The 14,921-nt window shown below is 67.2% G+C and carries 12 protein-coding genes; 4 read left to right on the forward strand and 8 right to left on the reverse strand.

What is annotated here, in order from left to right; genetic code table 11:
• Nucleotides 1-158 precede the first annotated feature (158 nt).
• From CLV77_RS13130 to cysQ, 3 genes are read right to left on the reverse strand one after another with little or no spacing between them, the layout of a single operon-like run.
• Nucleotides 159-1,430, reverse strand: coding sequence for a glycosyltransferase family 2 protein (locus CLV77_RS13130; RefSeq protein ID WP_076979896.1), 1,272 nt, complete (start codon nt 1,428-1,430; stop codon nt 159-161).
• Entirely contained in the window at nt 1,427-2,281 is an 855-nt protein-coding gene (locus tag CLV77_RS13135) for a 3-deoxy-manno-octulosonate cytidylyltransferase (RefSeq protein WP_233128132.1), read from the reverse strand. Before CLV77_RS13135 ends, CLV77_RS13130 begins: the two co-directional genes overlap by 4 nt.
• Entirely contained in the window at nt 2,281-3,060 is a 780-nt protein-coding gene (cysQ, locus tag CLV77_RS13140; RefSeq protein ID WP_076981093.1) for a 3'(2'),5'-bisphosphate nucleotidase CysQ, read from the reverse strand. The genes CLV77_RS13135 and cysQ overlap by 1 nt, the downstream gene beginning before the upstream one ends.
• A gap of 146 nt (nt 3,061-3,206) precedes the next feature.
• Here cysQ and CLV77_RS13145 point away from each other — a divergent pair, with 146 nt between their 5' ends.
• Complete coding sequence (locus CLV77_RS13145) at nt 3,207-4,028, forward strand: ABC transporter permease (RefSeq protein WP_076979895.1); 822 nt, start codon at nt 3,207-3,209, stop codon at nt 4,026-4,028.
• A 28-nt stretch (nt 4,029-4,056) separates the two neighbouring features.
• Here the strand turns inward: CLV77_RS13145 and CLV77_RS13150 are convergent, their stop codons facing one another.
• Complete coding sequence (locus CLV77_RS13150; protein ID WP_076979894.1) at nt 4,057-4,692, reverse strand: alpha-ketoglutarate-dependent dioxygenase AlkB family protein; 636 nt, start codon at nt 4,690-4,692, stop codon at nt 4,057-4,059.
• Nucleotides 4,693-4,696: 4 nt separating this feature from the next.
• Nucleotides 4,697-5,143, reverse strand: coding sequence for a DMT family transporter (locus CLV77_RS13155; protein WP_076979893.1), 447 nt, complete (start codon nt 5,141-5,143; stop codon nt 4,697-4,699).
• 298 nt (nt 5,144-5,441) lie between these two features.
• Here CLV77_RS13155 and dnaK point away from each other — a divergent pair, with 298 nt between their 5' ends.
• The 3 genes from dnaK (at nt 5,442) to radC (ending at nt 9,454) form a co-directional block, all read left to right on the forward strand.
• Nucleotides 5,442-7,364: a molecular chaperone DnaK gene (dnaK, locus tag CLV77_RS13160; RefSeq protein WP_076979892.1), complete on the forward strand. Its 1,923-nt coding sequence runs from the start codon at nt 5,442-5,444 to the stop codon at nt 7,362-7,364.
• A gap of 75 nt (nt 7,365-7,439) precedes the next feature.
• On the forward strand, nt 7,440-8,600 hold the full coding sequence (gene dnaJ, locus CLV77_RS13165; protein WP_076979891.1) for a molecular chaperone DnaJ: 1,161 nt from the start codon (nt 7,440-7,442) through the stop codon (nt 8,598-8,600).
• Nucleotides 8,601-8,662: 62 nt separating this feature from the next.
• The gene (radC, locus tag CLV77_RS13170; protein WP_083707776.1) at nt 8,663-9,454 is read left to right on the forward strand and encodes a RadC family protein; all 792 of its coding nucleotides are present in this window, start codon (nt 8,663-8,665) and stop codon (nt 9,452-9,454) included.
• A gap of 66 nt (nt 9,455-9,520) precedes the next feature.
• Here radC and CLV77_RS13175 read toward each other — a convergent pair whose 3' ends face one another.
• The 3 genes from CLV77_RS13175 to secA form a co-directional block, all read right to left on the reverse strand.
• Nucleotides 9,521-11,086: a substrate-binding domain-containing protein gene (locus CLV77_RS13175; RefSeq protein ID WP_076979890.1), complete on the reverse strand. Its 1,566-nt coding sequence runs from the start codon at nt 11,084-11,086 to the stop codon at nt 9,521-9,523.
• A gap of 17 nt (nt 11,087-11,103) precedes the next feature.
• Entirely contained in the window at nt 11,104-12,063 is a 960-nt protein-coding gene (locus tag CLV77_RS13180; RefSeq protein ID WP_076979889.1) for a hypothetical protein, read from the reverse strand.
• 119 nt (nt 12,064-12,182) lie between these two features.
• The gene (gene secA / locus CLV77_RS13185) at nt 12,183-14,891 is read right to left on the reverse strand and encodes a preprotein translocase subunit SecA (protein WP_076979888.1); all 2,709 of its coding nucleotides are present in this window, start codon (nt 14,889-14,891) and stop codon (nt 12,183-12,185) included.
• Between the last annotated feature and the right edge of the window lie 30 nt (nt 14,892-14,921).

Consider the following 14,921-nt stretch of genomic DNA (forward strand, 5'->3'; position numbering starts at 1 on the left):
CGAACACCTGACCCCGTGAAACCACATGAATGTGGCGGGAAAACCGTTACAATTGAGTAATTAGTTGGACACGCTCCGGTTGCCACCGTTTTTTTACGTGCCCTTACCGCCCCGTTATCGGCCCGAAACGGCCCGCTTTCAACCGCCTTGCGGGGTTTTTACGGCGGGGCGAACCCCTGTGCCTCCTTCGCCACGCGGCGGCTGAAGCGGACAAGGCGAAAGAGGGGCTCGTCGCGCTCGGCCCGGCCGAAAAGACCGCCTTCCTGCACCCAGAAGCCGCGCGCATCGAACCGGCGACGATGAAAGCGGGCGTCGGGCCACAAGATGATAACATGGGCCAGGATACCCTGCTCGGCCAGCCTCGATGCCCTTTGAAAGAGCCGCTTTTTCTGCCAGGGGCGACCGGCCAGTAACTCTTGTGCCTCGTGCCGTCCCCAGGCGTTGAAGGGTTTGAAGGGTTTGAAGGCGGGTATCTCACCCAACGTGGGTGCAGGTGTCGGGCAACGCCCGCGCCCTGCGGCGATGCCGTTTGCGAGGGTCTTCATCAGGCGATTTACCTGACCCGGATCCAGCCGGCCCGCCCGCAAGTGGTCGCACAGACGCGCGTGCTGATCGCGGGTCAGCCTGGCCAGCGCCCCGGCATGACTGCCTGGCGGGGCGTGCTTGCGCAGGTAAAGCATGGTGCTGGCCCCAATCTCGGTCATATCCAGCGGCACCCGCGCCGTCGTCCGCCGGCGACTCGCCGCGAACCCGTGATGGACCAGCGCCCCCGGCACGACGGCCACGCCCGCCCCCTCCCTGTGCAGGCGCCAGCACAGGTCCGTCTCATCAAGGTAGAAATGAAACCCCTCGTCGAACCCGCCCATCGCCCGCAATGTCGCGGTGCGAAAGGCGCAGTTGGTCCCCTCCAGCTTGACCGCGTGATCGCGGTCGGGGATAGGCAGGTAGACCGGCCCCGCCCCCGCTTCCAGATCCACTGCATGGCCCTGTGCGTCGACCTGGCGGGTGCGCCACTGGTAGGAAAAGCCGTTGCGCCCGATGACGTGGCCGCCGACCGCTGCCACCCCGGGCAGGGCAAAGCCCGCCATCAGTCCGGTCAGCCAGTCGGGCCGCGCCACGGCGTCGTCATCCAGGAAAGCCACCACCGGCGCGGCGGCCAGGGCAAGGCCCATGTTGCGCGCCCGGGAGATGTTGGGCAGGTCCAGCCGCGCAAGCTTCAGGTCGTCCTGCCCCGTCAGCGCCTCCAGCCCGGCGGCATCGGCCACGACGATCACTTCGAGCGGACGGTGGAACTGGGTCCGCAGCGAGGCGATGCAGCGCGGCAGAAGATCGGGGCGCCCGTGGCTGACCACGATGACGCTGACGGCGGGCCAGTCGCCGCAGGCCTTGTGCGCGGCGCCGGGATCACTCTCGGGCCGCGCAGGCGTCACGACATGCCCATCCGGGCCATCATCGCCTCGATGCGGGGGATGTCCTCGGGGTTGTTCAACTCCCAGAACTGGCGGCCGCGGGCATCGACCTGCACGCAAAGAAGTCGGGCGCCATTTTCCAGGAAGCGCAGCTGTTCCAGCCCCTCCAGGTCCTCCAGCGGACCGCTGCTCCAGCCCAGGTAATCCTCCAGCGCGGAGGGGCGGTAGGCGTAGACACCGACATGGTGGAAGACCGGCGTCGGGGCGGCGTCGTCGAACCGCTCGGAGGTGAAGGGGATCACCTCTTTCGAGAAATAGAGCGCCGCCATCGAGCGGTCGAAGACGGCGGTGGTGCCACCCACGCGGCCGTTGCGCCGATCCTCGAGAAAACCGTTCAGCGCCGCGCCATCGGCGCGCAGCACGGGGGTCGCCACCTCGGCATCGCCATCGCGCAGCATGCCGGCGATCAGATCCTCGATGAACCAGGGCGGGGTCAGGGGCGCGTCGCCCTGAAGGTTGACCACCAGGTCGTATTGCCCGCCCAGCGCGGCCAGAGCCGCGGCGCAACGCTCGGTGCCGTTGGCGCAGCTTTCGGGGGTCATCACCACCTCGGCGCCGAACTCGGCGCAGGCCGTGGCAATGCGGTCGTCGTCGGTGGCGACGACGATGCGCGCCGCGCCCTCGACCTCGACCTCGACCTGGCAGGCAGCTTCCCATGTGCGGCGCACCAGACTGCGGGCGACGCCGTCGGCGCCCGTCAGCTCGGCCAGCGGCTTGCCGGGATAACGGGTCGATGCATAGCGCGCCGGGATCACGATCAGGACGCGCGGCTGCTCGGTGTCCTGGGCCATCTTGCCGTCCTTGTCCGCCATCAGCCTTCCCTCAGCTCGACGCCCGGCGCATGGGCGATGAAGAACGGGTTGGCGTGGCCCGGCTTGCCGTAGGTCAGCGGCTCCAGCCGGTCGAAGTCGACGACCCGGCCGCCCGCGCCGCGCAGGACGGCATCGCCCGCGGCAGTGTCCCATTCCATGGTGCGCCCCAGCCGGGGGTAAAGGTCGGCCTCGCCCGTCGCGACGAGGCAGAATTTCAGGGACGACCCCGCGCTCGCGGCCTCGGCCACCTCGTAGCGCGAGATATAGGCGTCGGTCGCCTCGTCCCGGTGGCTTTTCGAGGCGACGACGATCAGCGCGTCGTTGTCGGGGTCCGAGACGCGGATCGGCGCGCAGACGCCTGGCTCTTCGCCGAAGGGCCCCTGCTCTTCGATGCTGGTGCCATCGGCGAGGGTGTAGAACATGCGCTTGCGGGCGGGGGCGTAGACCACGCCGCGAAGGGGCACGCCGTCGCGCACGTAGGCGATGTTGACGGTGAACTCCCCCCGCCGCTTGACGAATTCCTTGGTGCCGTCCAGCGGATCGACGATGATGAACTCGGTCCCCGCCCCGCTGTGCGAGGCTGCCTGTTCCTCGGTCACGACGGGGATATCGGGAAAGGCCTGGGCCAGGCCGGCCGAGATGATGGCGTCGGCGGCGAGATCGGCGGCGGTCACCGGGCTTTCGTCGGCCTTGGACATGACCCCGAAATCGTCGGAGCCATAGATCTCCATGATCTTCTCGCCCGCTTCCAGCGCCAGCTTGCGGAACACCCGCTCCATCCGTTTTCCCAGATCGCCCTGCACGTCATCAATCCTCCGTTACGGGGCCGCGAAATGGCCGCAATGTTGCTAGATGCTGTCTCAAACCTTATGGTGCGAGTGCGGACGGACGGCAAGATCCGTTCAGGGTAACGGTAGGTGGGACCATGTTCACAAACGGCAGACCGACGACCTTTCTGGGGTCCGCGTTCGTCACGCTATCCCTGATATTCGAGGTCGCCGTGCGCGAGCAGCGCAAGGGTCACCGAAACGCCCTTCTGGGCCTTATCATGAACATCGCCACCACGGTCGCCTTCATCCTGGTCTTCCAGCTGATGTTCTCGATCCTCGGCCTGCGGGGCGCGGCCCTGCGGGGGGATTTCCTGCTGTTCATGATGACGGGCGTGTTCCTCTTCCTGACCCACACCAAGGCCGTGGGCGCCGTCGCCAGCGCCGAGGGTCCGACCTCTTCGATCATGCTGCACGGGCCGATGAACACGGGCGTCGCCATCGCGGGCGCCGCGCTGGGATCGCTTTATACTCAGACACTGACAGTCTTTCTGGTGCTGTTCTTCTATCACGCCGCCTTCACCCCGATCCTGATCGAAGACCCGGTGTCGACCTTCGGGATGTTCCTGCTGGCGTGGTTCTCGGGCTGCGCGATCGGCATGCTGTTTCTGGCCGTGACGCCCTGGGCGCCGGGCTTCTTCTCGCTGGTGCGGACGATCTACCAGCGGGCCAACATGATCGCCTCGGGCAAGATGTTCGTCGCCAACACGCTGCCGGCGACCGCGCTGATGATGTTCGACTGGAACCCGCTGTTCCACACGATCGATCAGGCGCGGGGCTTCACCTTCATCAACTATGTGCCGCAGAAGACGTCGATCATGTACCCGGTCTACCTGTCGATCACCTGCATCGTGCTGGGCCTGATGATGGAATTCTTCACCCGCCGCAGCATGTCCGCCAGCTGGAGCGCCGGGCGCTGACAGGCCCTGTCGCAGCCGGTTTCACTGTCTAGGTCACAACCCGCAGGGTGACGTTGATGCGTCCGCCATCGGGCAGCAGGGTCGAGCTGTTGTAGCGGATCCGATCCACCCCGTGGTGGGTCAGCCGCGCCTCGCCCCCCATGACCACCACGTCGCCCGAGCGCAGCCAGATCGACTCGGTCGATCCTTCGCGGGTGGTGTTCCCGATGCGGAACAGCCCCTCGTCACCCAACGAGATCGAGACCACGGGCCATTTGAAATCGGCCTCGTCCCGATCTTGGTGCAGCCCCATGCGCGCACCCTCGCCATAGTAGTTTATCAAGCAGCAATCGGGCGCCCGCGCCACGCCCGAGACGGCATCCCACACCGCCGCGACGGATGGGGGGACCGGCGGCCATGCGACGCCCGAGGGGTGCGCCGGGGCATAGCGGTAGCCGCGCCTGTCCGAAATCCACCCGTGGGAGCCGGCCGAGGTCATGCGCACCGACATCTTCTTGCCGAACCGCGTCTCGGGCGTGACGAAGGGCGCCAGGCGCGCGACCTCGCGCAGCTCCTCGACCATCGCGGCCTGTGCCTCGGGGTCAAGGAACCCCTCGTGGATGCGAAAGCCGCGGACGATCAGGTCGGGCCTGGGGAAGGGGCGGGTTTCGGGATCGTCTGCCATCGGATCAGACCCGCGACAGCAGGGCGCCGCCCAGCACCAGCACGACGCTCAGCAACCGGGTCCAGCCAATCTCGCGCACAGGCAGGCCGAAAGCGCCCACCGCGTCCATCACCATCCCCGTCAGGACCTGTCCAAGGATCACCACCGCGACCAGCGTCACCAGCCCTAGCGACCCCACGCTGAAGGCCGATCCCCAGACGTACCACGCCCCCAGCGCCCCGCCCGCGAAGGCCCACCAGGGTGCCTGGGCCAGCCCGGCCAGCGACGGCGTCTCGCCCCGCATGACCCCCAGTGCCACCAGCACCAGCAGCCCGATCCCGAACGAGATCACCGCCGCCGCCAGCGTGCCGCCCGCATGGGCCGCCAGCCGCCCGTTGATCGGCGCCTGAAGCGCCACCGCCGAGCCTGCCACCAGCATCACCGCCAGGGCCGTCCAGAATCCGTCTGCCATCGTCCTTGGTCCTTTTTCCCGGCCCCTGCGGGGCCCGCACCGATCTTGTCACCGCGCTGCGGCATCCCCAGATTGTAGCCCGGGCGCCGGATCCGCAAGCGCGGCCCCACGACCAAGGCAACAAAGGGAAAAATTCGCCGTTCTGCCCCCCTGCACGAGGTTGCAGCACCCAAGGGCGGCACTTATATACCCACCGGAACGTGATCGGGGCACCCTGCTTCGGTCTTTGGGATCGGGGCTTGGGCGCCGGAACGGGCCTTCGCCCCCCAACATCGCCAACGTAAAGAGGACTGAGCACATGGCTAAAGTCATTGGTATCGACCTGGGGACAACCAACTCCTGCGTCGCAATCATGGACGGCTCGCAGCCGCGGGTCATCGAAAACCAGGAAGGCGCACGCACCACGCCTTCGATCGTCGCCTACACGGATGACGAGCGTCTTGTCGGCCAGCCCGCCAAGCGTCAGGCCGTGACCAACCCGGAAAACACCGTCTTTGCCGTCAAGCGTCTGATCGGCCGCCGCGCCGACGACCCGGATCTGGCGAAAGACCTCAAGAACCTGCCCTATGCCGTCGTCGATGGTGGCAACGGCGACGCCTGGGTCCAGGTGCATGGCGAGAAGTTCTCGCCGGCGCAGGTCTCGGCGCTGATCCTGCAAAAGATGAAGGAAACCGCCGAGAAATATCTGGGCGAGGATGTCACGCAGGCCGTCATCACCGTGCCCGCCTACTTCAACGACGCCCAGCGTCAGGCCACCAAGGACGCCGGCAAGATCGCCGGTCTGGAAGTGCTGCGGATCATCAACGAGCCGACCGCCGCTGCCCTTGCCTATGGCCTGGACAAGAAGGACAGCAAGACCATCGCCGTCTATGACCTTGGCGGCGGCACCTTCGACATCACCATCCTCGAGATCGACGATGGCCTGTTCGAGGTGAAGTCCACCAACGGCGACACCTTCCTGGGTGGCGAAGACTTCGACATGCGGATCGTCAACTACCTTGCCGACGAGTTCAAGAAAGAGAACGGCGTCGACCTGACCAAGGACAAGATGGCCCTGCAGCGTCTGAAAGAGGCGGCTGAAAAGGCCAAGATCGAACTGTCCTCCTCGACCCAGACCGAGATCAACCAGCCGTTCATCTCGATGGACCCCAAGGGCGGCCAGCCGCTGCACATGGTCATGAAGCTGACCCGTGCCAAGCTGGAAAGCCTTGTGGGCGACCTGATCAAGGCCTCGATCAAGCCTTGCAAGGAAGCTCTGAAGGACGCGGGCCTGTCGACCAACGACATCGACGAGATCGTTCTGGTCGGCGGCATGACCCGCATGCCCAAGGTCAAGGAAGAGGTCACCAAGTTCTTCGGCAAAGAGCCGCATCAGGGCGTGAACCCCGATGAGGTTGTCGCGATGGGCGCCGCCATTCAGGCCGGCGTTCTGCAAGGCGACGTCAAGGACGTGGTCCTGCTGGACGTGACCCCGCTGTCGCTGGGAATCGAAACGCTGGGCGGTGTCTTCACCCGTCTGATCGACCGCAACACGACCATCCCGACGAAGAAAAGCCAGATCTTCTCGACCGCCGAGGACAACCAGAACGCCGTGACGATCCGGGTGTTCCAGGGTGAGCGCGAGATGGCTGCCGACAACAAGATGCTGGGCCAGTTCAACCTTGAGAACATCCCCCCCGCACCGCGTGGCATGCCCCAGATCGAGGTGACCTTCGACATCGACGCCAACGGCATTGTCTCGGTCGCGGCCAAGGACAAGGGCACCGGCAAGGAGCAGACGATCACCATCCAGGCTTCGGGCGGTCTGTCGGACGACGAGATCGAACAGATGGTCAAGGATGCCGAGGCCAACGCCGACGCCGACAAGGAGCGTCGCGAGCTGGTCGAGGCGCGCAACCAGGCCGAGAGCCTCATCCACTCGACCGAGAAGTCGATGGAAGAGCATTCGGACAAGGTCGACCCGACCACGATCGAAGCCATCGAGCTGGCCATCGCGGCCCTCAAGGACGACCTGGAAAAGGACGATCCGGCCAAGATCAAGTCGGGCATCCAGAACGTCACCGAAGCCGCGATGAAGCTGGGCGAGGCCATCTACAAGACGCAGCAGGAATCGGCTGCGGGCGAGGCCCCGGAAGGCGAGAGCGAGGAGTCTCCGCGCTCGGTCGATGATGACATCGTCGATGCCGACTTCGAGGACATCGACGACGACAAGCGCGCCTGAGGCGACGAGACAGACCTACGGGCCGGCCCTGTTCCAGAAACGGGGCCGGCCTGCGTGTTCAAGGATGGATGATCCATGGCTAAACGTGACTTTTATGACGTTCTCGGCGTATCGCGCGGCGCCTCGGAGGCCGAGATCAAGAAGGCCTACCGCACCAAGGCCAAGGAATTGCACCCCGACCGCAACGCCGACAAGCCCGAGGCCGAGTCCCAGTTCAAGGAGGTCAACGAGGCCTACGACGCGCTGAAGGACCCCTCCAAGAAAGCCGCCTACGACCGCTACGGACATGCCGCCTTCGAGGGCGGAAACGGCGCCAGCGCCGGCCACGGCCGCGGCGGCTTCCACCCCGGCGGCGGCGACTTCGCCTCTGCCTTCTCGGACGTGTTCGACGACCTCTTCGGCGATTTCGTCGGCGGCGGCCCCCGCGGTCGCGGCGGTCAGCCCCGCGCCGCCCGCGGCTCGGACCTGCGCTACAACCTGCGCGTCACCCTCGAGGACGCCTACGCTGGCGTCCAGAAATCGATCAACGTTCCCACCTCCGTGCGCTGCGGCACCTGCGAGGGCTCGGGCGCCGAAGGCGGCGCCGTCCCCGAGGCCTGCCCCACCTGTTCAGGCATGGGCAAGGTCCGCGCACAGCAGGGCTTCTTCACGGTCGAAAGGACCTGCCCCACCTGCGGCGGCATCGGCCAGATCATCAAGAACCCCTGCAAGTCCTGCGGCGGCGCCGGCCGGGTCGAGAAGGAACGCGCGCTCAGCGTCAACATCCCCGCCGGGGTCGAGACCGGAACCCGCATCCGCCTTGCCGGCGAGGGCGAGGCCGGGCTGCGCGGCGGACCGGCGGGCGATCTCTACATCTTCATCGAGGTGGCCGAGCACACGCTTTTCGAGCGCGACGGCGAGAACCTCTTCTGCCGGGTGCCCGTCTCGCTGACGGCGGCCGCCCTGGGCGGCGACATCGAGGTGCCCACCATCGACGGCGGCCGCAGCCGGGTTAAGGTCCCCGCCGGCAGCCAGTCGGGCCGGCAGATGCGCCTGCGCGGCAAGGGCATGCCCCGCCTGCGTGGCGGCGGCTCGGGCGACATGTTCATCGAGATGGCGGTCGAGACCCCGGTCAACCTGACCTCCAAGCAGAAGGACCTGCTGCGCGAATTCGAACGACTGTCCGAGGACAACAACCCCCACGGCAGCAGCTTCTTCGACTCGGTCAAATCCTTTTGGGACGGCATGAAGGGCTAATCCACCGTTTGAGCCGGATGCGATTAAACCCCGCTTAACGATCTTTGTGAAAGGGTCGGGCCATGGCCCGGCCCTTTTCCGCATCCACCCCCGAGGGCGATTCCGCCGCACCCGGCCTCTTTGATGCCCAGGGGCTGGCCCCCGTGGCGCCACCCCCGCCTGCGGCATCGCCGCGCCAACCCTCCTACATCCGCGGTCACCGCCAGCGCCTGCGCCGGCGTTTCACCGAGGGCGGCGCCGAAGCCATCCCCGATTACGAGATGCTGGAACTGGTCCTCTTCCGCGCCCTGCCCCGCCAGGACGTCAAACCCCTCGCCTCCCGCCTGATGGAGGCTTTCGGCAGCTTCAACGCCGTCCTCTCGGCCCCGCCCGCCCGCCTGCTGGCCTTGCCCGAGGTCGGCCCCGCCGTGGTCTGCGAGCTCAAGATCGTCGAGGCCGCGGCCCACCGGCTCGCCCGCTCGCGGGTGATGAACCGCCAGGTGCTCTCCTCCTGGGACGCGCTGCTGGCCTATTGCCACGCCACCATGTCCCACCGGGAAACCGAGCAGTTCCGCATCTTCTACCTGGACCGCAAGAACGTCTTGATTGCGGACGAGGAGCAGGCGCGCGGCACGGTCGACCATGTCCCCGTCTACCCGCGCGAGGTTGCCAAGCGCGCGCTCGAGATCAACGCCTCGGCGGTGATCCTGGTCCACAACCACCCCTCGGGCGATCCCACCCCCTCGGACAGCGACATCGACATGACCGGCCGCATCCTCCAAGCGCTGACGGCGCTGGGGATCGTGCTGCACGACCATTTGGTGATCGGCAAATCGCGCGAGATATCGTTCCGCGCCGAGGGTCTGATCCTCTGACCTCGTCCCCGGTTCATTGTCGTGAAAATATCCAGGCCCCCCGAAGGGGCCGCCACGGACCGCAATTCAGCGCAGCCACAGCTCCACCCGGCGATTGACACGCCGGCCCCAGGCGCTGTCGTCGCAGGCCATGGGCAGCGCCTCGCCAAAGGCGTCCACCGTCAATTTCAACCGCGAGAAATCGGCCGTGTGCGCCTCGGCGCGCACGGCTTTGCGCACCGCCTCGGCCCGGCGGCGGGAAATGGCGCGGTTGGGCATCGCCCCGCCCTCTCCGTCCGAGAACCCGACGAAGACCAGTTGCCGGCCATCGAAGGCGCCGGTCTCGATCGCCTGGGCCAGCCGCGCCACGTTGCCCCGCGACTGGGCGTCGAGGTCGCTGGAGCCGCCCTCGAAGCGGAAGGTTGTGCTCAGCCGCTCGGCGCCGCGCAGGGCCCGCGCCAGGCGCTGCAACTCCTCCAGCGGGACCTCACCCCCCGCGCCAAGGATTGCGTTGGTCAGCCGCGCGCCCTGACGTGCCAGCGGCGTGCGGTCGATCCCCTGGTCGACAAAGCCCGCCCGGCGGATCACCAGCTCGGCGGCCGAGCTGTCGAAGAAGGCAATGAACTCCCGCGCCAGCAACGGCAACCGCCGCGCGGGGGAATAAAGCATCAACGGAAGGCTCAGCGGGTAATCCTCGGACTTCAGCGTCGCCACCTCGGCGGCCAGCACCGCGCCGCAGGATCCGCGCAGGTCCAGGGGCGCGGTGTTGCCCATCTCGGACCAGGCCGTCAGGCCGATGGCACCGGGATCGTCGGCCACCGCATCGACCAGGTCGGCAACATCGGCATGTCGCCGCGCTTGCCCCGACATGGTCTTGCCGAAGGGCGCCAGCACCTCCTCGGCGAAAAGCTGGCCCAGCGCCGAGTCGCCCGCCGGAGCGTGCAGGCTGATCGGCCCCTCGGCACCGCCCAGGGCGGACCAGTCCGAGACCTCTCCGGCGAAGACCGCCGCCAGCTCGTCGGGCGTCAGGGCCCGCAGGGGGTTGGCCGCCGCCACCACCGGCACCAGCGCGTCCAGCGCCAGCACCAGCGACCGCCTGGGCCCCGAGAGGTCCCCCAGCCCGGCAAGCGCCGCGACTGACAGCTCCTCGGGCCCGATCTCTCGCAGGGACAGGGCCAGGTCGGCCTCTCCCGCCGCCAGGTCGGCGAACCCTTCCTCGCTGCTGGACAGGCGCAGGGTGATGCGGGCCTGGTCGGTGCCCGTGGCCGGATCGCTCAGCACAAAGCGCGAGCGGCTTTCGTCCAGCACCTCGCGCAACAGGCGCAGACCCCGCTGGCGGGCAAAGGCATCGACCAGGGCCGGCAGCAGGACCTGCCCCATCGCCGCCGAGCCCGAGAGGGCGAATTCGGCCACGAACGCCTCCAAGTCCGGGCAGCCGATGCCGTTGCAGATCACCCCCTGCCCGTCGATCGTCAGCGGCCCGTAGACCGTGTCGACCCGGTAGAATTCCCCGTCGTAGGATTGCAGCGTGCCCGAGATGTCCACTGTGCCATCGCGCGACGTCAGCGTCACGTCCTGCGCGACGGCGGGGCCAATCGCCAGGGACGCGACAGCCGCCGCTGCAAGGGCGGCGCGGAACGGACGATTGGGCATGGGCGGATCAGGTCACTTCAGTTTCGCGCGATCTTCAGGTCTGGCAGCACGCTTTTCAACCGAAGATATTCCCCCACCCGTGCGCAACCGGGCATGCGCAGGCTCAGCGCGCTGCGCTCGGGCCCTCCGGCAGGGGCGGCGCGCAGCACGGTCGCGGGCACGGCCTGACTGCAATTGGCCTGCGTCACCTCGCCTTCCAGGCTCAGCCGCACCGTGCCCAGACGGCGCGGCGCGGTATAGACCTCGGCCCGGCCATTGTCCGCGTCGATCACCGTCATGCGCCCGCCCTGACCGCGCAGCAGGCGTCCGGAATTGCCGGGCTGTCGGTGCCACAGATCGGCGCCCTTGGCGGCGGTGCGGGCCACCTCGCGGGCGTGCAGGGCCAGCGGGGGCTCCCCCACCCCCTCGTCGCCAGACGCCGCCCCACGCTCCCACAGGACGACGACGCGGGTGAATTCGCCCATGTCGGGGACAACCACCGTGCGGGCCAGCCGCGTGCCGTCCTCGAACCCGGCCGAGAGTTCGCCCAGCCCGACCAGCGCCGGCAGATCGACGCGCAGGGCGCCCATGGAATCGGTGGGCATCTCCAGCACCAGACCGGCATGCTCGATGCGCACCGTTGCCCCGGCCCGGCAGGGGGCGAACAGGGTCAGGCGGATCATGGCACCCGGTGCCGATACGGCGGAAAGCTCTTCCCGGCAGGGCATGCCATAGGGGGAGAGCCGTCGCTCGGGCGCACGGGCCCAGTCGCCCGGGCCGGCGTTGTCTCCGGCCCCCTCGGCCCTGTCGGCAGGACGCGCGGAAAGGGGAAGCAGCGCGCCCGGGTCAAAGCCCGCGCGACCGGCCCCCGGCGCCCGGGGCAGGTGGGGCGCGGCCCCCGCATCACCCGCCACGACAGGCGCAGGAAGGGTGCCCGACACCAGGGTGCCAAGCGCGATGACGGCCATCGCGGCCCATCGGCGGGGAAAGATCTGCATGCCTGCTCCGACGCGTCGTTGCGCGATGGGACAAGTATGGCGAAAATCGGGCAGGCTGAAAAGCCGAACGCCCCGCCAAGGGCGGGGCGCTGGGAACTGTGTCGGATAAGTCGCCGCGATCAGGCGGTGACGGCACCGTGGCAATGCTTGTAGCGCTTGCCCGAGCCACAGGGGCAGGGATCGTTGCGCCCCACCTCGGCGACGGCTGTCTCTCCGGCCCCGTCAGGCTGTGCGGCCGCCTGCGGGCCGGCCGCCGGTGCGGCACCGGGTTGCGCGCCCGCCTCGGCGCCCTGCAAGGCACGCTGCTGTTCGATCAGCTGGGCCAGCATCTGCTTCTGCTCTTCCTCGCTGAGCGGGCGAAGCTGTGCCAGCTTCTCGGTCACTTCCTCGCGGAGGGAGTTCAGCAGGCTCTCGAAAAGCTGGAAGCTTTCGTTCTTGTACTCGTTGAGCGGATCGCGCTGTGCATAGCCGCGGAACCCCACGACCGAGCGCAGATGCTCCAGCGTCACAAGATGCTCGCGCCACTTGGCGTCGATGGTCTGCAGCAGGACCTGTTTTTCGATACGGCGCATCTGCTCGGGGCCGAACTTGGCGGCCTTGCCGGCCATGAACTCGTCCGTTGCCTTGTAAAGACGCTCGCGGATGTCGGAATCATCGACCCCTTCTTCCTGCGTCCAGGCGATGACGGGGGCGTCGACGCCCAGCTTCTCGATGACAGCGGCATAAAGCCCCTCGCCATCCCACTGGTCGGCGTAGGACCGGGCGGGGATGTAGAAATCGACCAGGTCGTCGATGACCTGGTGGCGCATATCCTCGACAATCTCGTTGACGTCTTTGCTTTCCATGATCTCCAGACGCTGGCCGAAGATGGCCTTGCGCTGGTCGTTCATCACGTCGTCGAACTTCAGCAGTTGCTTGCGGATGTCGAAGTTGCGCGCCTCGACCTTGGCCTGGGCCTTCTCGAGGCTCTTGTTCACCCATGGGTGGATGATCGCCTCGCCTTCCTTCATGCCCAGCTTGCCCAGCACGTTGTCCAGACGCTCGGACCCGAAGATCCGCATCAGGTCATCTTCAAGGCTGAGGTAGAAGGCCGAGCGGCCGGGGTCGCCCTGACGGCCCGAGCGGCCGCGCAGCTGGTTGTCGATGCGGCGGCTTTCGTGCCGCTCGGTGGCCAGAACGAACAGGCCGCCTGCCTCCAGCACCTTCTTCTTGTCGCCGGCGACCTCGGCCTCGGCGCGTTCGCGCAGGGCGGCGGGATCGGCCTCGGGGTCGGTGGCCAGGGCCTCCAGCACCTTCATGTCGACGTTGCCGCCAAGCTGGATGTCGGTGCCGCGACCGGCCATGTTGGTGGCGATGGTCACAGCGCCCGGCTTGCCGGCGTCGGCGACGATGGCGGCCTCCTGCTCATGCTGGCGGGCGTTGAGGACGTTGTGGGGCACGCCGCGTTCCTTGAGCATCTGCGACAGGAACTCGGACTTCTCGATCGAGGTGGTGCCGACGAGGATCGGCTGACCCTTCTTGTGGGCCTCCTCGATCGTCTCGCGGATGGCGTCGTATTTTTCCTTGGCGGTCCGGTAGACGGCGTCATGCTCGTCGACGCGGGCGATGGGCCGGTTGGTCGGCACCTCGATCACGCCCAGCTTGTAGATCTCGGCGAATTCCTCGGCCTCGGTCGCGGCGGTGCCGGTCATGCCGCCCAGCTTGTCGTAAAGCCGGAAATAGTTCTGGAAGGTGACCGATGCCAGGGTCACGTTCTCGGGCTGGATCGAGACGTTCTCCTTGGCCTCGATCGCCTGGTGCAGGCCGTCCGACAGGCGGCGACCCGACATCATGCGGCCGGTGAATTCGTCGATCAGCACGACCTCGTCATCGCGGACGATGTAATCCTTGTCGCGCTGGAACAGCTTGTGGGCGCGCAGGGCCTGGGTGACGTGGTGCACCAGCGTCGTCGACTCGGGGTCATAGAGGGATTGACCCTCCGGCAGGATCCCCTGACGCAGCAGCTCCTGTTCCAGGAACTCGTTGCCCTCGTCGGTGTAGGTGACGTTGCGGGTCTTCTCGTCGATGGTGAAATGCTCGTCCGAGAGGCTGGGGACCACCGTGTCGATGGTCTTGTAAAGTTCGCTCCGGTCCTCGGAGGGGCCCGAGATGATCAGCGGCGTGCGCGCCTCGTCGATCAGGATCGAATCGACCTCGTCGACGATGGCGAAGTAGTGGTCGCGCTGGTTCATCTCGTCGAGATCCATGCGCATGTTGTCCCGAAGGTAGTCGAAACCCAGCTCGTTGTTGGTGGCGTAGGTGACGTCGGCGCCGTAGGCCTCCGCCTTTTCCTGCTCGGGCTGCTGGGGGTAGACCACGCCGGTGGTCAGGCCCAGGGCGGCATAGACCTTGCCCATCCATTCGGCATCGCGCCGCGCCAGGTAGTCGTTGACCGTGACGATGTGCACGCCGCGCCCCGTCAGGGCGTTCAGATAGGCCGGGAAGGTCGCCATCAGCGTCTTGCCCTCGCCGGTTTTCATCTCGGCGATGTTGCCCTGGTGCAGGAAGATCCCGCCCATGAGCTGCACGTCGAAGGCCCGCAGGCCCAGGGTGCGGCGGGCCGCTTCGCGCACGTTGGCGAAGGCCTCGGGCAGCAGGTCGTCCAGGGCTTCGCCCTTGGCCAGGCGCTCGCGGAACTCGGCGGTCTTCTCGATGATCTGCTCATCGGTGAGGTCGGTGAACTGTGGCTCGAGGGCGTTGATCTTTTCGACAAGCGGCCTGCGGGCTTTCACCTCGCGGTCATTTGGCGTTCCGAATACTTTCTTGGCGATGGTTCCGAGACCCAGCATCGTGTCGTCCGCTCTCCGCTTGGGGGCGTG

Origin of the sequence: Brevirhabdus pacifica (assembly GCF_002797755.1) — a bacterium.
Lineage (GTDB): Bacteria > Pseudomonadota > Alphaproteobacteria > Rhodobacterales > Rhodobacteraceae > Brevirhabdus > Brevirhabdus pacifica.